This window comes from Candidatus Hydrogenedentota bacterium (assembly GCA_013359265.1).
Taxonomy (GTDB): domain Bacteria; phylum Hydrogenedentota; class Hydrogenedentia; order Hydrogenedentales; family SLHB01; genus JABWCD01.
The window spans coordinates 95,971-113,695 of sequence record JABWCD010000035.1 but is presented as its reverse complement, the minus strand read 5'-3'; the positions used below and the strand labels follow the sequence as shown (position 1 = coordinate 113,695).

Here is a 17,725-nt window from a genome sequence, read left to right as displayed (position 1 = left end):
TTCCGGCGCCTTGTCGATCTCGCCGTAGGCCATCAGCTTGGCGCGCCCCTGCTCGGCCAACACCGTCGTGATCGCGCTCGTGAGCGTCGTCTTGCCGTGATCCACGTGACCAATCGTCCCGATGTTCACGTGCGGCTTCTTGCGCTCAAATTTTTCCTTCGCCATGTGTCCTCCCACACCAAAAAAGTGGAGCCCACGAGCAGAATCGAACTGCTGACCCCCTCCTTACCATGGAGGTGCTCTACCAACTGAGCTACGCGGGCGTTTCTTCAATTCCGCCCGGCACGGAGACCGGGCGCTACTACGTCTTGTATTTGAGATCTCAAATCTCAAATCTCAAGTTTGAAAATGGAGCGGGAGACGGGGCTCGAACCCGCGACCCTCAGCTTGGAAGGCTGACGCTCTAGCCAACTGAGCTACTCCCGCGCCGGAAAATCTCAAATCTCAAATTTGAAATCTCAAATTTCTAAAATGGTGGTGGGAGTAGGATTCGAACCTACGTAGGCGCTAGCCAACGGGTTTACAGCCCGTCCCCTTTAGCCACTCGGGCATCCCACCGTGAATCCCGATTAAACTTTCGTCGTTCGCCGCACGCCCGGCACCGATTTGGCGCTACTGCTTCTTGAAGGACAATCCGCTCCGTTGAAGCGCTTCTCGCAGCACCGGTATGGCCGAAGGGCCAATGCCATGAAACGCCGCAACTTCGTCGACCGTTCTTCGCGCGAGATCTCTTACCGTCAGGACGTCATTTTTGATCAACGCCCGTTTGGCCGGTTTCGCGAGCCGCGCAAAGTCGTCGCTGAGCGCGGAGTAGTCAAACGCAGCTACGGCGTGGGCGTCGCATCTCGACTTTATCCGCGACCCGGCGCGCATCGCTTTCAGTCTACCCTTGCGAGTTCAGTATGGAGCTGGCGAAGGGCTTCGAACCCCCGACCTGCTGATTACAAATCAGCTGCTCTACCAACTGAGCTACGCCAGCGGCCTAACAAAACAAACCCCGCCTTCCGGCGGGGCTAAGTCAACTATAGCAAAGGGGGAAGGGGGTGTCAAGACCGCAAACCAGCGTGGACAGTCCGGGTCCTATTCCCCCAGTTCGACTTCCCGCTCGCGATCATCCGACTAATCTGCGTCGTGGGCCTGTCTTAACGCGACTATGAATTTGTCGGCTTCGTCAGCGATGCAATGACCTTCGTTGCGCAGATGCTCTGCCTGCCGCTCCGGCCCGAACGGAGTTTTGGGACTCAGCGATCCGTCGTCGCGAATGATGCGCCAGTACGGCGCGAGTGGTTTCTTGCCTGCCGCGATGGACTCCTCCGCGGCGCCGGCGATGATGTTGTAGAAGATGCCGGTGACCAGCGGGCAGGTGAAATCCGCGCCGAACTGGCGCGCCAACCGGTCGCGCAATTCGGACACGGTTATCGTCCTGCCTTTGCGTACACGCTTCATTTCGTTCGCCACGAGCATGGGCGTAGGTATGAGCATCCTGCCGCGCCCTTTGGGGTCGTCACCCACAACTGGCTTCATATCCGGGCGCAGCTTGTTTGCCCACGGCACGCGGCTTTGTTTCATACCCATTGGACTGGCGCTCGACCGCCGTTACTTCGCCTGCACGGTGAACGGCGCGTTGCTCATGTCCCAATTGTCCGAATCGGATCGGCAGACAATGCGGACGGTGTAATTCGGTCCCGGCGTTGCGGCCGCCGGTAGTTCGCATTTCTGCTTTCCGTCGTTATCGGTCTTGGTCTTGATCAGCGCGAAGAATGCCCCGTCGCGCCATAGTTCGATTTGTACTTTGGCGCACCCGGCTTCACCGGTCTTCCATTTCACTCTTTTCTTGGTCCCCATCGGCCACGATTCGCCGCCGTTCGGCCAGACAACACGTAACGACCCGGATTGCACGCTGATCTCCTTCGGCGGGGACGTCGATGTAATCTCAGGGTGTTGTTGGCAGCGCGCATCGACGGTCACGAGCTTTTCCCCGACGGACGACCACGCGTGAGACGCGGAAAGCGAAGTCGACCATTCAGACGAAGACCCGTCGCCCCAATTGAACCGGTACTCGACCGCGTGCCCAAGGCTCGACGTCGATGCCGTGGTCGTGTACGTGTAGAGCTGGTTTCGCAATGGCGAACTTTGGCCCGATGGCGTACCGGGCTGCGATACGCTTTCGCCCTGCACGACCGATACCTGCAGAAGGTCGGAACTCTCGGTCTTGTCCGTGTGCAGCATGCAGCGCGCCGTCACAGCGACGTTCTTCGTGCCGGGTGTGTTCCACGCGTGAGACGCGTTGGTGGCCGGCGACCACGGCGACACCGATCCGTCGCTCCAGTAGAATTGGTATTCAAGTTCGTGCCCGAGGTTCGACACCGCACCCGTCGTTGAATAGGCTTGGGAAACGCCCGTGGGCGTTTCCGTCATTCCCTGAGGCGGTCCCGGTTGCGTGACCCGCTCATTCGCGTTTACTTGCACAACGGTCATATCCGATGTATTCGAACGTTCGGTGTGCTGCTTGCAACGCGCGGTCACGGAGACGGATTTCGAACCGATCGATGCCCACGCATGTGACGCGCTTTTGCTCGTGGACCACGCGGACGTTGTGCCGTCTCCCCATGCGAACTGGTATTCGAGCTCGTGCCCGAAACCGGACGTCGCGCCCGTCGTCGTGTACGTGTAGTTCCAATTGATGGACGGCGCAAGTTCTCCCGCCGGGGCGCCCGGCACCGAGATAGTCTCCGGCGGCGTCACTTCGACGATGGTCGCCGCAGACGTGTTCGATTTGTCCGGGTGCGGTTTGCAGCGTGCGGTCACGGTAATTGACTTCTGGCCGAGCGTGGTCCACGCGTGAGAAGCGCTCTTCGACGCGCTCCAATCGGATGTGCTGCCGTCGCCCCAACTGAATTGATACTCGATCTCGTGCCCAAGATTGGATGTCGAGCCCGTCGTTGTATAGGCGTAGTTCACGTTCGGCGCGGGAACCAGCGTACCGGTCGGCGCGCCGGGCTGCGAGATTGTCTCGACCGGTTCAACGGTGACGGTCTTGATATCGGATTCGTTCGAGATGTTTGTGTGTTGTTGGCACCGCGCCGTCACCGTTACGGACTTCTGGCCCAACGTGGACCATGCATGCGACGCCGACGTTTGCGTTGACCAACCAGATGTGGTGCCATCGCCCCAATCAAACTCGTATTCGACGGTATGCCCGTGGCTCGAGACCGCGCCGGTCGTCGTGTACATGTAGTTCGTATTCACTGTTGGCGCGGATTCACCCGCGGGCGTTCCCGGTTTCGAAACGCTCTCACCAGTGTTGGTGGCGGTCACGAAGACCGCTCCGGGATACGGGCTCGCGCCGGTGTCGTTACTCGATACCAGCAAGCGCCTCGTAGTTTCACCCGACGGTGCGAGGCCCCAGTCAATCGTGACGGTGACCATGACGTTGTCCGTTGGTGGCACATCGAACGGCGCCTGTGGCGACCATTGAATCCAGGGCGCCGCAGAATCGGGAGCAATTCCAGTAATGGACAGCGGAACGCTGCCGTCGTTGTAGATCACAAACTCATCCCGCTCGGGCTCGGCCAGTGCGGCCTCGATCGCCGCAAGCGCATTGGGAAGGGGACCGATGTGTTGGGTGAAGGGGAACTCGCCGCTTTGTTGCGGCGTGCCCGTGTCCTTCAACAACTGCCGCATCTGCCCCGGCGACAGGACGGTCCCCATGTCCGCCTTATATGCGGACTGGACCAAAGCGACCGCGCCAGTGACAATCGGCGACGCGCTCGAGGTGCCGCTGAACCCGGCCGTGTAATACAGGTTCACGCCTTCCGCGCTGTAGTAGCCGCCGTAGCCGGTTGTCATCACGTTATAGCCCCAGCCCTGCACATCCACACGCGAGCCGTAGCTCGAATAGTCGAGACGTGAGCGCGGACTCGTATCGCCCCCAAACGCCGGCGGCGCGGCGCCCGCTCCCACCAGGATGGCGCCCGAATTGTTCTGCGGCAGGAACGGCCAGTGCCCGTTGTTCCCGGTGCTGAAGATGGGATCGTCCAAATTGTGGTAACCATTCGCGCCTGCTTCGACGACAATGATGCCCAATCCCACCGCCGTGACGATGCGATCATAATACGGCTTATACCATTCCACCGGAACATAGTCGCTGCCACTCGATCCCGGGCCGTCGATCTGCTGCTCGATGAGAATGATGTCGCCGGGACTTAATGCGTTGGTCGCGTCGGTCAGCGCGCGGCTCAACGTGTACGATCCGTCGAACGCGCCGCAGAACATCACCTGGGCTTCGGGCGCGATGCCGGTTGTGCCGAAGCCGTTGTCTTCCGAGCAGATTTCGCCCAACACTGCGGTGGCATGGTCCGTGCCATATCCCGGATCGACTGGCGTGACGCCGACGATTTGAATTACTGGCAGGTCCTGATGGTTTTCGTTGAACACGTACTCGATATCGACGACCTTTACGCCGGCGCCGCGGGTACCCACCTGTTGCCAAACGTCTTTTGCGGAAACGCCGTCCGGCGCGGAATTGAGATAGCCCTGGTTGGCCGTGAAGTCGCCGGGCACCGGCGGCGGCTCGGGCGCTATCCCTTTGCGGGACGTGGTCGAGGGCAGTTCTTGCGGCAAGGGCACCGGCTGCGCCAGCTCGACGATATCGAGTGCGTTAAGCGCATCGATTGCGGCCGCGGCGTCGACGCCCGGCGGCAGGTGAAGGTCGAACTGCAGATTCAGGTCGGGCAGCCTTTTGCCCAACCGGCGTTCGGCAGCCGCCCGCATGTCGTCGATCGTTTCCTCCGGCAATGCATCTACGCGCGACCACGTGCCCGAGCCGAACTTCGCGAGCGTTTGCGTCGCGGAAGCCAACGAATTGGTCCCCAAATCGGTGAGGCGGCCGTTCCGCGCACGGATCGTTTGACCGTCACGGAATTTGACCGCGATTGTGTTCGGGTCGGAACTCGGACCCAGGACCGTACGCGTTGGTTTGATGACGTTGCTTGCCGTGGGCGCGGGTGCGGCCTTCTGCGATGCGCTGATCGGATAAATCGTGCCGGGCGCGATGCGAATGTCCGGCGCCGGACTCGGGATCGTGACCTGCAAGCTAATGTCATCGAGACGAAACGTGGTCGGCAATGTGAAGTCTGTTTCCGATCGAAACGTGACGCGGACCGTCTGCCCCTTGTATGCGATCAGACTGAACGCAGCGCTTTGTTGAAAAACCGCGCCCGCATTGACGTTCGTCAATAGCCCGACCGTCAGCAGTTCCTCGTTCTTGATGGTCCGCACAGACGCGTGCAGCCGGTCGTATACGGTCGCCCCTGATTCGTTCGTGGTGACGTTCCACCAATATGTGAGGGTGGCGGCGCTCGCATCGCTGGGGATCGTAATGTCCTGATAGAAGTAGTCGAAGTTATTGTTGGCGCCGCCGAGGACGGCGCACTTAGCGCCCGAGTGAACGGAGCCGGTCTGAATCGATCCGCCGGAGAAAAACCAGCCCGCGCTGTCTTGTTCGAACCCGCCGTTGACGACGCGCTCCGGCTGCGCGAACGAGGGTATTGCCGACGCAATTAGGAGTACGTGGAACAGGAGAGAACGGCTTGCTTGACGGGCGAGATGAGTCATGAGGGCGCTCCCCAACGCAGATTCCCGGGCGCGCAACACTGCGTACTGCAATTTGCGGCGGACCACTATACTGGCACGGCGCGACCGGCGAGTCAAACGGGTAATGCATGTGGGCGTGTGTAGGACAGGACGAGAATCGTGCCAACGCAGCATGGTTTACGCCGCGCCGCAGCACCTCTTGTATTTCTTCCCGCTCCCGCAGGGACACGCCGCGTTGGGCGAGACGGTTTGCGCGGTGGCGGTCAATCCGGAATCGACCGCGACATACCGCATTACGTTAGCCGCGGGGCGTTGCGCCCGCAGTTCACCCGCCATGAATTTCATGTACGGGTCGATGTGGTTGAAGAAGTGCTTGTATCCCGCGCAGAGGTAGTTCAATCCCGGTTCGCCGTCGGGTGTCTCGATGAAACGGTGCTTCGGGCATTCGCCGTTGCACGCAAACCGCACCTCGCACTCGATGCAATATTTCGGCAACGTCGATTTCTTCGCCTCGCCGAACGCCGCCTGCGGAGCTGAATGGACCAATTCGCCAAGGGGCGCGTCATTGATGTTGCCGACTTTGAAGTCGGGGTACACGTAGTGGTCGCATGAATACAGATCGCCGTTGTGTTCCATGACGAGCGCGTTGCCGCAAGTCTCCGCGAACACGCATAGGCCGGGCTCCATGCCGACCCAGGCTTGCAGTGCCACGTCGAATATCTGCACAAAGTAACGGCCAACGTCTTTTCGGACCCATTCGTCAAAGATCGCGGACAGAAACTTTCCATAGGCAAGCGGGCGCACCGACCAATACGATAGGCGTGCATCCCCCTCGTAATCGGGCTGAACAAGTTTCAGCGTTTCCGGCGCGTCGGCGGTGCGCTCGACAATCGGGATGAACTGCATGTACCGGCTGCCGATGTCCTTCAGAAAGCGATAGACTTCGATTGGCTTGTTCTGGTTCGCGCGGTGCACGCAAGTCAGTGTATTGAACTCGACCTTATGCTTCTTCAAGAACTCGAGTCCGCGCATCACCCGATCGAACGACGAGCGGCCGCCCTTGTCCACGCGGTACTCGTCGTGAATGGCGCGTGGACCATCGATCGACAGCCCGATCAAAAACTGGTTCTCCGCGAGAAACGCGCACCATTCGTCATCCAACAATGTGCCGTTCGTCTGCAAAGCGTTTGTAATCGTTTTTCCGTTCGCGTACTTCTTTTGAAGTTCGACGGCCTTGCGGAAAAAATCGACGCCCAAGATCGTTGGCTCGCCGCCCTGCCACGCAAAATTAATGTCCGGCACGTCCTGCGATTCGATGTACTGCCGCACGTACGACTCGAGCGTCTCGTTAGTCATGCCCCAGACTTTCGTGTCGGGGTAGAGCTTTTCCTTTTCAAGGTAGTAGCAGTACTTGCACTCGAGGTTGCAGATCGGCCCCGTGGCCTTGGTCATGACGTGAAAGCCGCGCCGCACCGCGGTGCTGTTTCGTGTAAGACTGATCGTGCTCATTGTGTATGCGCCGTGTCCGAATCGCGGACAACCTTTGCCAACTCGCGGCCCAGTGTAGCATGCGCGGCGGCGCCCCAGCGATGGCCCTCGGGCGATTCGCGATCGGCGGCGCCTTTCAACCAATCGGCGGCCTCGACGTACTGCAACGCGCCGCCGCCGTGCAAGTCATGCACCGCCGCACGAATCGCCTGAAATTCGTCGAGTTGGCCATTCACGCTGATCAGGAACAGGCGTATCCCACGCGAATTCAGGTTTCGCGCGAAGGCCTCGAGTAGTGTTGTGTAGTCCGCTTCGGCCCTCGATACCAATTCTGCGCGCACACGCCCGCTTTCGCGCCGCGACTCGTACCAGCCCCGCACCAGCGCGTACAATTGACTCGACTGCACCACCCGGCAGCTTGACAACGCATTAAACACGGTGTTTGGCCTGTGCCGCGTCGGTTCGAATACGAAACTGCCTTGCGTGAAACGCGTCACTTTGTCGCGCTGGCCGTCGTCCGGGTCGTTGGCGCAAAATTGGAGAATGACGACGTTAGGCGAATAATCGAGCGCGAATTCATAGAATCGGCGAATCTCCTGCGTCAGCCCCCATCCGGGTGAACCACAATTGAGGACGCGATAGGTTTCGCCCAATTCCCGGGCCAACACGGCCGGGTACTCCTCGCCATCGTTCACACCCATGCCCATCGTGTACGAGTCGCCGAGTGTGACAACCGTTTGCACGGCGGCATTTACCTTTCGGGGAACGCGCGGTCCACGGCACCGGTCCTCGTTGATGGTGTATCGAAACTCCCAGCGTCCCGGCCGCTTGTGCACCATCGTTGCGCTTCTTGGAAGGACGACCCCGTATTCGCGCGACGATTCCCACCGAGGAAACATGACAACTTGTGGAAATGCGAGGCGCAGCAGAATCTCCGCGCCGAGTACGAAAAGCGCGGCCGTTATTGCGCACACGGCCGCACCTTGAAGTAGCGGTCGCCGACGTCTCACCAGGTTCGATGGCGTGTGACGACGTATCGTCACTGCACTTCGATTAGCCGCAGCGAAACGTCTTCGCCATCGTCTTCGACCAGAATCGCTACCGCTTCCGGGCCGAGAGGGACATCGCCGATGCTCTCGAACCCGACGTTCACGATGCCAATTTGAACGGAACCGCTCTCGTCACCGTAAACAAGCACCGACGGCGTCAACTTTCGCATGGTGTCCGGTGGGATGTTTTCGTCCAACACGTCCACCAGTTCCTTTGCTGGGTCCTCATGATTGTCTAGACCTACCAGCCCAATAGTTCGATTGTTCGTTGCGTTGATGATGTACAGATCGAAGGTACCGAGTGCGCCGTCGGGACATCCCGAAGCCAGCAAACAGACGGCCACGGCTGCAATGACGGTGCGGAACAGATGCATGCGTTTCATGGTGCTACTCCCGATTGGTTGAGACTCGTCCCTTGCACGTCTTCACAGGCCCACAACAACGCTAGCAAATGCGTTCGAATTGCACAACCGTTCTTTGCAACAAAGCCAACGCGGTGCTACCATTTTTACAGTTTCCATGGTATTGCGTCCGTGTACGTCCGTGCCTGTTCCCGCGGCAACACTGGCCGCCGTTTCCACGTAGAAAGTAGGTACCGATTTGTCCCTGTACGAAGAACTGACCTGGCGCAATCTCATCCATCAGATGACGCATCCCGAGTTGGCGGAGAAGATCGATCGGGATCGCTTTACCGTGTATTGCGGGTTCGATCCCACTGCGGACAGTCTCCATATCGGAAGCCTGCTGCCGATACTCGGCCTAATGCGATTCCAGCGCGCCGGCCACAAACCCATTGCCGTAGTCGGCGGGGCAACCGGCATGATTGGCGATCCGAAAAAGACCGAAGAGCGCGCGCTGCTAAGTGACGACGATATCGAACGGAACCTTGCCGGAATCCGCGCGCAACTTGAGCGCTTCCTCGACTTTTCCGGAAGCAACGCCGCGGCCGTGCTCAACAACGCCGACTGGTTCCGCGCCATTGGCTACATTCCGTTTCTCCGCGACATCGGCAAGCATTTCTCCGTGAATCAAATGCTCATGCGCGACGCCGTGAAGCAACGCCTCGAAGGCCGCGACCACGGCATTTCGTACACCGAGTTTTCGTACGTGTTGTTGCAGGCCTACGACTTCCTTCATCTCTACCGCACACACGGCTGTCGCCTCCAGATCGGCGGCAGCGATCAATGGGGGAATATTGTCGCCGGTATGGACCTGACGCGACGGCTCGAACAGGCCGAGACGTTTGGCCTGACGTTCCCACTTGTCGAGAAAGCCGACGGAGAAAAATTCGGAAAGACCGAGTCGGGCACGGTGTGGCTGGACGCGCGCCGCACGTCGCCCTACAAGTTCTATCAGTTCTGGATCAATCAGGCCGACGCGGACATGCCCCGCTGGCTGCGCTCATTCACGTTCCTTACGCAAGAGGAAGTCGTTGCGCTGGAAACGGAATTGCGCGATCGGCCCGATCAACGCGCGGCCCAAAAACGGCTCGCCGAAGAGGTGACGCACATGGTCCACGGCCGGCAAGCACTGGAGAACGCGATTCATGCGTCGCAGGCCATGTTCGGCGGATCGCTTGCGGGACTCGACGACGCGACGCTCGAAGACGTTTTCAGCGAAGTGCCCTCGACGGAACTTCCCCGCGCGTCGCTGGCCGGCGATCGCCTTCTTGTCGAGGTGCTCGTGGAATGTGGCGTCTTCAAGAGTAAGGGCGAAGCTCGGCGGCTGGTGCAGAGTGGGGGGGTGTATCTCAACAACGAACGGGTCGCCGCGGACGACGCGAAGCTGACGGATGCGGCGCTCGTTGGAACGCGCATCGCCGTCGTCCGAACGGGAAAGAAGAACTACCATCTCCTGAAATTCACATTGGCCTAACAGTCCAATGCCAGGTTGGTCAACCGAATGGAGCGGTCCCTGATGAAGTTCATGTCACGCGCGTACCTAATCCTCCTGCTCGCGGCGTGCAGTGCTCGCGCTCAGGTTGCCTGTGTCGAACACGTAGTTGTCGTTGGCGTCGATGGGTTGGCGCCGTTCGGTATCGAGGCGGCGGAAACCCCTGTCCTGGACTCACTGATGCGGCGCGGCGCCTATACGATGCATGCGCGCGCGGTGATGCCAACGAGCAGCAGCTCGAATTGGGCGTCCATGATCATGGGCGCGGGCCCGGAGCAGCATGGGGTCACATCGAACGACTGGCAGCCGGACAAGCACGAGATCGAGCCGGTTGCCAAAGGCCCGGGCGGTATTTTCCCCACGATTTTTTCCGCTATGCGCGAGCAGAGGCCCGACGCGCACATCGCGGTATTGCACCATTGGGATGGTTTTGGCCGTTTATTGGAAAGAGACCTGGTCGATTTCATTGCGAACCCGAAAACTGAAGACCTGACCGCGCAGCGCGCGTCCGAATACATTCTCGAACACAAACCGGCGTTCCTGTTCGTTCACCTCGATCACGTCGATCACGCCGGCCACGAAACGGGTTGGCGTTCGACGGAGTACAACGTCGCCGTAGAGAAGGCAGACCGCCTCATCGGCCAAATCCTCAAAGCTGTGGACAACTCAAGCATTGCGGATCGGACCATTGTGCTTGTCGTTTCCGACCACGGCGGAAAAAACAAGAGTCACGGCGGCAGCACGATGGACGAAATTGAGATTCCGTGGATTATTGCCGGGCCAGGAATCGCGGCAGGCAAAGAGATTTCCGCGCCCGTCGACACGTATCAAACGGCGGCCACCATTGCGTACATCTTCGGAATTAAACAGCCCGACGCATGGATTGCCCGGCCGGTGCTGGAGGCATTCGCCTCAAAGTAGTCCTCGCCGTCGGCGGGCCTCGACCAGTTCGAGCACGCGTTGCGCCAAGCCGTCGATTGGTTGCGTCCCATCCAAAATCAAGCCGGCGCGGTCCCTTGTGCACTTGACGAATTGCTCCGCCATCGGCAGAACAGTCGCCTCAAATTGAGCGCGAACGGACTCCGCCGTGCGGCCCCGTTCCGTCGTGTCCCGTCCAATGCGCCGATCGAGGCACGATTGGTCCGGCGCATCCACGTACGCGCGGACGGACGCCAGCGCGTTCAATTCCTCGTCGTACAGCGCCAGTATTCCCTCAACGACGATCACCGGCGCGCTCGGTATGTCAAGCACTTCGCGGCGGCGCGTATGGTTGGCAAAGTCGTACGTCGGCGCGAGAATCGATTCGCCATCGAGCAGACGCGCGACGTGTTCCTTCAACAGTGGCCAGTCGAGCGAGTCGGGATGATCGAAGTTTGACGTGGCGCGTTCGGCCGGTTGCAGATGCGCGAGATCGCGGTAGTACGCGTCGACGGCAACAACGCTGCACGCACCCTCAGGCAAGCGGCGCCGGACTTCGCGCACGATCGAGGTCTTTCCTCCGCAGCTAGGTCCCGCGAGCAGGACAAGTATTGGCTTCATTTCGCGTTCGCTTCGGACAGATGAACTGTAGTGTGGCAGCGATAAGTCTTTCTGGTATAATCTTACACGGTTGCTTCAAGGTACGGTCCGGGGTTAAGTATGCCATCCCGTTTGTACGCTATTGCCTGCACATGTGGCAAACGATTGGTTGTCGATCAGTCCATGCTCGGCAAGGCCGGCAAATGCGCCCACTGCGGTTCGCCGATCAATGTCGATCCGAAGCTCGCCGTACCGTATTCCGAAGAGGGCCCCACCGAAGAAGAAAAACGCATTCTCGCCGGCATGTCCAACGACGGTGTTCCCGTCGAGTGGAAGCAGGGCGATGTCATCCTCGAACTCTATGAGGTGGCCGGGCTCCTTGGCGAAGGCGGCATGGGTAAGGTGTATAAGGTGATCCACCGCGGGTGGAACATGCCGCTCGCCGTGAAGAGTCCCAAAGCGCGCATCGTGCTCCGGGGCGACGGCGCCGCTAACTTCGAGCAGGAATGCGAAACCTGGGTGAACCTCGGGCTCCACCTCGGGCTCCATCCGCACATCGTGAGCTGCCACTACGTGCGCCGGCTCGGCGGGATTCCGCGCGTCTTCGCGGAATACGTTGACGACGGAACGCTCTGGGAATGGATTCAAAGCGGGCGATTGTATAAAGGCGGCCCGGCGAAAGCGCTCGCGCGCATCTGCGACTTCGGCGTTCAAACGTGCTGGGGCCTGCAACACGCGCACGATCGCGGCCTCGTCCACCAGGATGTCAAAAACGCAAACGTGCTCATCGCGGGCGGCGAACTCGCCAAGGTCACGGACTTCGGCCTTGCCCGCGCGCGCGCCCTCGTCGATCCCGAGGCCGACGTCGCGAACGTGTCCGGCGATGTGACGAACGTCGGCATGACGCGCTTTTACTGCTCCCCCGAACAGGCCAACCGGGAAAAGCTCTCGAAGAAGACGGACATGTGGAGCTGGGCGATGTCCATGCTCGAGGCCTTCACCGTCAAGGTCGTCTGGTATCGCGGCACCGAAGGCCCGGCCATCCTCGCCAAGTTTCTCGAACAGTCCGTGAACAATCCACGCATGCTGCCGATTCCCGCCCCGCTCGCGGAAGTAATGAAACGCTGCCTCGACGTCGATCAGGACAAGCGCCCCGAATCGATGAACGAAATCGCGGGCTACACCGCCGAAGCGTATAAAGTGGTGACGGGCCAGCCGTATCAGCGCACGCAGCCGCGCGCCACCGAAGCGCTCGCGAACAGTCTGAACAACCGCGCGCTGTCTTTGCTCGACCTTGGCCGCGGTCAACACGCCGAACAAACCTGGGCGACCGCGCTCAAGACCGACCCGCAACACCCGGAGACGACGTATAATTGGGGACTCCACCGCTGGCGCACCGGACGCCTCTCGGACGACGTGCTGCTCGCGCGGTTGAACGACATTGCGAAATTTCACCCGAAGGAACGCATGCCCATGTGGCTGCTCGCGCAGGTATACATGGAGCAGAGCGAATTTCGCCAGGCCGCGCGCCTGCTTCGCGAACTCGCACAGGCCATGCCCGAACGCCGCGATATTCAGGACGCACTGCGCACTTCCGAGCTGAACATGCAGGCCACGCGCCGCATGGAACTGAACTACGAAGCGCATCAGGACGCGCTCACGGCGATCGCGTGCAGCCGCGATGGAAAATTCATACTTACCGGAAGCGAAGACAATACGATTCGTATGTGGGACCGCGCCACAGGCGTCTGCGTACGCGCGTTCGAAGGACATACCAATTCGATTACGTCCGTCCATTTTACGTTCGACGCGCAGATCGTCATGTCGAGTTCGGAAGACCGCACCATCAAACTGTGGAACGCAAGCAACGGGTCGTGTCTGCGCACGCTCGAAGGCCATACCGCCGCCGTGCAGGACGTCGCCTTCAGCGAGGACGGGCACCTCGCCCTTTCCGCGAGTCTCGACGGCACCCTGCGCGTATGGGACGTGCGCGAGCGCCGCTGCGATCAGGTGATCGAAGGCCACCACGGCGGCGTGCTCTCCGTTGCCATGGACCCGCCCGCGCTCGCCGCGGTGTCGGCCGGGCAGGACGGGACCGTGAAGGTGTGGGACGTGCGCGCCCGCCGCTGCACCCACGCCATCCAAGGGCACGAAGGCCCCGTGCATTCGATTCAAATGACCGACGATACGCGCCTCGCAATTTCCGCCGGCGAGGACCGGGCGCTGCGCGTTTGGCACCCGGGATCCGGAAAGCTCATCGCCGTGTTCCAAGGCCACCAGGCCCCCGTTCGCGATGTTGCCATTAGTCACGACGGTCACTTTGCCGCATCGTGCGGACTCGACAAGACCGTCCGCCTTTGGGAAGTAGCCACCGGCCGCTGCCTCAATACGCTCACCGGCCATGCGCTTGAAACCACCGGCGTGTGCTTCCCGCGCGATCTCAAACAACTCTTCTCGGCCAGCCGCGACAAGAAGGCCGCCGCGTGGTGCCTTGGAATCACCAAGGACGGACACGTCGCCCCGACGATGATTTGCCAGGCCGTATCTTCCGAAGCCGCGCAGTCAATGGACAAGGCGTTCGAACAAGCGCTCGCATCCGCGCGAAAAGCGCTGGAATCCGGCGACGCGCTCGCCGCCGCGAACTATGTGCGCCACGCCCGCTCGCAGCCTGGGCGCCGCCGCGCGCCCGAGGCCATGTCGCTCTGGCGCGAATTGTACACGCGCCTACCGCGCACCTCGTTCAATGGCGCGTGGGAACACGCGGCGATCAGCGAGATTCAGGAGCCGATCTCAGAAATCTGCCTGACAACCGGCGGGCGCATCGGTCTTGTCGTTTCCGGCAAGAACACCATGGCGACGTGGGACCTCATCCGCGTCAACCAGATTCAGGCGTTCGAAAAGGACACCGGCTCGATCGAATCCGCGAGTATGAGCTTCGACGGCAAGTGGATACTCACCGGCGCGTGGGAAATCAAGTTGTGGGATGCGCTGACCGGCGCGCACGTCCGCACCTTCGATCGACAGTCCGACATTGTCAACGCGCTCGCGATCGGGCCGGACGGAAAGTTCGCGATCTCCGCGCAAGCGCGATCCGTGCGCCTGTGGGAAACCGCGACGGGCCGCGCCATGGGCGAGTTGCAGGGTCACATGGCCGACGTGAACGCCGTCGCATGGAGCAGCGACGGACGCCTTGCGCTCACGGGCGGCGAAGACAAGCGCATCCTCGTGTGGGAAATCGCCACCGGCAAATGCCTGCTCGCATTGGACGGCCACCAGCAACCCGTGCTGTCATGCTGCTTTAGTTTCGATGGCCTCTTCGCCGTCACCGGCGGCGGCTCCATCTGGCAACGTCCCGGCGAAGTGAAGGTCTGGGACCTGACAACCGGCCAATGCGTGCACACCTTCGAGGGGCATTCCGATTCCGTCACCTCCGTCGACATTACCGCGGACAGCCGCTACGTGCTCTCAGGCAGCCGTGACAAAACGGTCAAAATGTGGGACATGATCACCGGCAGGCACGTGTATACCTTCGAGGGCCACGGCGACGGCGTCGAGACTTGTTCGTTCACCATGGACGGCCGCTATATGGTCTCGGGCGGAAAGGACCAGACCATTCGCGTGTGGGCGCTGGACTGGGCAGTCGAGGACCATCCGCCCGCGCCATGGGACGCGGGCGCCGAACCCATCGTACGGAACTTCCTCGTGAGTTGCACGCCCTACGCTGCCGAACTCGATCCAAACAAGGAAGCCAGCGAGAAGAAGATCATGCAGGCGCTCACGCGCAGGGGTTATCCGAAGTACGGTGAAGCGGACTTGAACCGCTTGGCATTTGCGCTCGGTTGTGGCGGCTACGGCTGGCTCCACCCGAAAGGCGTCATGAAAGTTGTCGAACAAATGGCCTCGAGTTGGCACCTGCCCAAAGGCCTTCCCGAGCGCCCCGGCGTGGAAGGCGGCATGGCCCAAACCATCATGAAACGCTTCTTCAGCCGATGAAGCATCACATATGCGAAGCCGATCGCATGATCGCGCCGGTGCCACGAAAAATTGTATCAACCCGTCTCGCGAGTCTCATTACCCGCGTGACGCCCATTGCTCTTATCGTCGCGCTCGCCGCATGCGCTCGTGCCGACCTGAACATTGCCGCACACCAGGGCGCTATTACCGTAAACGACAACGACACCCCCGTCTTCGCATCGGTCACGGACACTCCACTCCATGTACTGACCCCTTCGGGCGCAGCGCCGGTCGCGATGTCGGTCGATAGCGGTACCGCCAGCATGCAACTCTCGGGGATCGCCGCGGACACGTTGAAATTGGAGCAAACCTTTCGAAGAATCAGTTCAGATTTGATTGCGCGCGAAGTCTCCGCCTCCGCAACCGTCGACATGCGTTACTACATTGACTTCGGATGGAAGGTTGTTCAGGCCGGTCCCCTCTATTCCTTCACCGGCGAAGAGGCGAAATCCGCGAGTTACACGCCGAGTTGCAGCGGCCCCGAATTCGGCGGCGGCTCGTATCAAACCTTTCCGTTCATGGGCTACGTCCACGACGGTGCGCTGTACGGTGTCGTTGCGGACACGCCCGGTCTTTGGGAAAACCGCTGTTTCATGCGGTTCGATCTCGAGAACCGCGCACTGCATCTCGCCAATGGCGACGGGTCCGCCAAGCGTGTTATCGCAATTCCGCGCGAGGTGGATGCCACGACCGTCTATCGCGCAACGTTCGACGGATGGCAACACATCGAAGCGGGGGAAACCCAATCGTTCACAACGTGGATTTTCAAGTCGCCCGCAAAAACGCTCTACGACGTGCAACTCGGCGCGCATCTCGCGCTCGCCAACGCGAAAGGTTGGAACAGTTCCGCGCTCGAAGCGATACTGCGCAACACCTCCTATGTGCTCCTGCGTCGAAATCTGCTCCGCCCCGAGAGCGACCACATTTTCATCTCCGGCGTTGGTTACGGATGGAAACAGTGGGTGACCGACGGCTTCTATATGTCGCGCGGACTGGACGACCCCGTGTACGATGCTGCCGCGTTTAATGCCGTTTTCTACGACCGCATCGCGTACGAGGATAACGCGCAGTATTATCTCATCTGGGCCGCGCTGGTAAAGCGCGCGGGAGGCGACATCGACATGCGCACCGTCGATCGCGCCTACCGCTTCATGCGCGCGAATGAGCGCGACGGCCTTTTTCAACCGCCGCGCCTGAAGCCGGACCACAAAGGCTTCCGCACCTACCACGACCTTCTCGAATACGACGACGGCGACACGCCTTCCGCGAACCAGGGCTTCCATTGCGGCGCGCTCCTCGCCGCACGTGAGCTGGGATATGCGATCACCGGCGAAGAAGTCGAAAAGGCGAAAGCCGGATACGCCAGTATGTTCAACGCTGACGGCGGCTACATGCAGACGAGTCTCATGAAACCCGAATTGATCGGGCAGGACTCGCTCTACGGCGAAGTGCTCACTTTTGCGGTGTTCGGGGAAAAACTGCTACCGGACGACATTGTGAGGAAACATCTCGAAACGACCATGCGCATTCAGTCGCCATATGGCATGCGCGTGATCTCGAAAGCGAACGGAGACCTCGTCGACGGCCATTCCGGAGTTTACGTGTTCGGCGGTTCGTGGTTCCTCAACGATTCGGCAAACTACCTCTGCGGTCTCATCCACGGCATGGACCCCAAATGGGTCGATGACCGCCTCGTGTGGCGCGTCGAGAAAGAACTGGCCGCCATGCCCGCGTTCCATGAATCGATCAGCACGGTCGACGGCCATCCCCACGGCCATCACCTCTATTCATGGAACTCGGGCTATCACTGGCTTCGCAAGAATGTCCGCGCCCGGCTAAACATGCCGGGGCCCGATCCGGTTGAAACGCGGCTTGATGAGGTATTGGGCATCTCAAAGAATGACGCGAATCTTACCCTGAATCCCCGGGCGGCAACGCTGCGCCCCGCCAACCACTGATGGATACTCGCGCAAATCGGCCTTGCCCACCCAGGAAAAAGGGCTTGCCTGTTCGATAGCAGGCCTGCTATCCTACTCTCTGGATGAGGCGTCGTGTTGACGCCTGTGTTCGCGGCTCTTAGGCTACCTGTACCAAAGTCCTGCGTGGCGTTCCTTCCAGACGCTTGCGTTTCCTTGGTCCCTGCTACCCGAGACGTCCTGGACCATCGC

Annotated in this window: 12 protein-coding genes and 4 tRNA genes; 4 read left to right on the top strand and 12 right to left on the bottom strand. The window is 60.5% G+C overall.

The features are described 5' to 3' along the window. The 11 genes from tuf to HUU46_23565 all read right to left on the bottom strand — a co-directional run. A partial coding sequence (tuf, locus tag HUU46_23615; protein NUM56626.1) for an elongation factor Tu occupies positions 1-165 on the bottom strand: 165 nt, incomplete at its 3' end. Positions 166-187: 22 nt separating this feature from the next. Next, positions 188-263 (bottom strand) — tRNA-Thr (locus tag HUU46_23610). A gap of 86 nt (positions 264-349) precedes the next feature. Beyond that, positions 350-426, bottom strand: a tRNA-Gly gene (locus HUU46_23605). A gap of 46 nt (positions 427-472) precedes the next feature. Beyond that, a tRNA-Tyr gene (locus HUU46_23600) sits at positions 473-558 on the bottom strand. Positions 559-612: 54 nt separating this feature from the next. Continuing rightward, positions 613-873, bottom strand: a complete 261-nt coding sequence (locus HUU46_23595) for a hypothetical protein (GenBank protein NUM56625.1) — start codon at positions 871-873, stop codon at positions 613-615. A 30-nt stretch (positions 874-903) separates the two neighbouring features. After that, positions 904-979, bottom strand: a tRNA-Thr gene (locus tag HUU46_23590). Between the two features lie 140 nt (positions 980-1,119). Next, positions 1,120-1,575 carry an MGMT family protein gene (locus HUU46_23585; GenBank protein ID NUM56624.1) on the bottom strand — a complete coding sequence of 152 codons (456 nt, stop codon included), beginning with the start codon at positions 1,573-1,575 and terminating at the stop codon, positions 1,120-1,122. Positions 1,576-1,596: 21 nt separating this feature from the next. After that, on the bottom strand, positions 1,597-5,616 hold the full coding sequence (locus HUU46_23580; GenBank protein ID NUM56623.1) for a S8 family serine peptidase: 4,020 nt from the start codon (positions 5,614-5,616) through the stop codon (positions 1,597-1,599). A 156-nt stretch (positions 5,617-5,772) separates the two neighbouring features. Then, positions 5,773-7,104 carry an anaerobic sulfatase-maturation protein gene (locus HUU46_23575; protein NUM56622.1) on the bottom strand — a complete coding sequence of 444 codons (1,332 nt, stop codon included), beginning with the start codon at positions 7,102-7,104 and terminating at the stop codon, positions 5,773-5,775. Further along, entirely contained in the window at positions 7,101-8,057 is a 957-nt protein-coding gene (locus tag HUU46_23570; protein ID NUM56621.1) for a hypothetical protein, read from the bottom strand. Before HUU46_23570 ends, HUU46_23575 begins: the two co-directional genes overlap by 4 nt. Positions 8,058-8,122: 65 nt before the next feature. Further along, on the bottom strand, positions 8,123-8,515 hold the full coding sequence (locus HUU46_23565) for a hypothetical protein (GenBank protein NUM56620.1): 393 nt from the start codon (positions 8,513-8,515) through the stop codon (positions 8,123-8,125). A 217-nt stretch (positions 8,516-8,732) separates the two neighbouring features. Between HUU46_23565 and HUU46_23560 the strand changes: the two genes are divergently transcribed. Together HUU46_23560 and HUU46_23555 are read left to right on the top strand one after the other, a co-directional pair. Beyond that, the gene (locus HUU46_23560) at positions 8,733-10,007 is read left to right on the top strand and encodes a tyrosine--tRNA ligase (protein ID NUM56619.1); all 1,275 of its coding nucleotides are present in this window, start codon (positions 8,733-8,735) and stop codon (positions 10,005-10,007) included. A 42-nt stretch (positions 10,008-10,049) separates the two neighbouring features. Continuing rightward, positions 10,050-10,946 carry an alkaline phosphatase gene (locus tag HUU46_23555; protein ID NUM56618.1) on the top strand — a complete coding sequence of 299 codons (897 nt, stop codon included), beginning with the start codon at positions 10,050-10,052 and terminating at the stop codon, positions 10,944-10,946. On the opposite strand, the gene udk is transcribed toward HUU46_23555, so the two are convergent. Continuing rightward, positions 10,938-11,564 carry a uridine kinase gene (gene udk / locus HUU46_23550; protein NUM56617.1) on the bottom strand — a complete coding sequence of 209 codons (627 nt, stop codon included), beginning with the start codon at positions 11,562-11,564 and terminating at the stop codon, positions 10,938-10,940. The two genes, HUU46_23555 and udk, sit on opposite strands and share 9 nt — an antisense overlap. A 99-nt stretch (positions 11,565-11,663) precedes the next feature. On the opposite strand from udk, the gene HUU46_23545 reads away from it, so the two are divergent. Beyond that, positions 11,664-15,536 (top strand): protein kinase, encoded by a 3,873-nt coding sequence (locus HUU46_23545; GenBank protein ID NUM56616.1) that lies wholly within the window; start codon positions 11,664-11,666, stop codon positions 15,534-15,536. Next, positions 15,533-17,515: a hypothetical protein gene (locus HUU46_23540; protein NUM56615.1), complete on the top strand. Its 1,983-nt coding sequence runs from the start codon at positions 15,533-15,535 to the stop codon at positions 17,513-17,515. Before HUU46_23545 ends, HUU46_23540 begins: the two co-directional genes overlap by 4 nt. The last annotated feature ends 210 nt before the right edge of the window (positions 17,516-17,725 follow it).

What these genes read in the sequence shown, in the direction of transcription:
- HUU46_23595 (NUM56625.1), bottom strand. Translation starts at nt 873, where the DNA reads ATGCGCGCCGGGTCGCGGATAAAGTCGAGATGCGACGCCCACGCCGTA.
- HUU46_23585 (NUM56624.1), bottom strand. Translation starts at nt 1,575, where the DNA reads ATGGGTATGAAACAAAGCCGCGTGCCGTGGGCAAACAAGCTGCGCCCG.
- HUU46_23580 (NUM56623.1), bottom strand. Translation starts at nt 5,616, where the DNA reads ATGACTCATCTCGCCCGTCAAGCAAGCCGTTCTCTCCTGTTCCACGTA.
- HUU46_23575 (NUM56622.1), bottom strand. Translation starts at nt 7,104, where the DNA reads ATGAGCACGATCAGTCTTACACGAAACAGCACCGCGGTGCGGCGCGGC.
- HUU46_23565 (NUM56620.1), bottom strand. Translation starts at nt 8,515, where the DNA reads ATGAAACGCATGCATCTGTTCCGCACCGTCATTGCAGCCGTGGCCGTC.
- HUU46_23555 (NUM56618.1), top strand. Translation starts at nt 10,050, where the DNA reads ATGAAGTTCATGTCACGCGCGTACCTAATCCTCCTGCTCGCGGCGTGC.
- udk (NUM56617.1), bottom strand. Translation starts at nt 11,564, where the DNA reads ATGAAGCCAATACTTGTCCTGCTCGCGGGACCTAGCTGCGGAGGAAAG.
- HUU46_23545 (NUM56616.1), top strand. Translation starts at nt 11,664, where the DNA reads ATGCCATCCCGTTTGTACGCTATTGCCTGCACATGTGGCAAACGATTG.
- HUU46_23540 (NUM56615.1), top strand. Translation starts at nt 15,533, where the DNA reads ATGAAGCATCACATATGCGAAGCCGATCGCATGATCGCGCCGGTGCCA.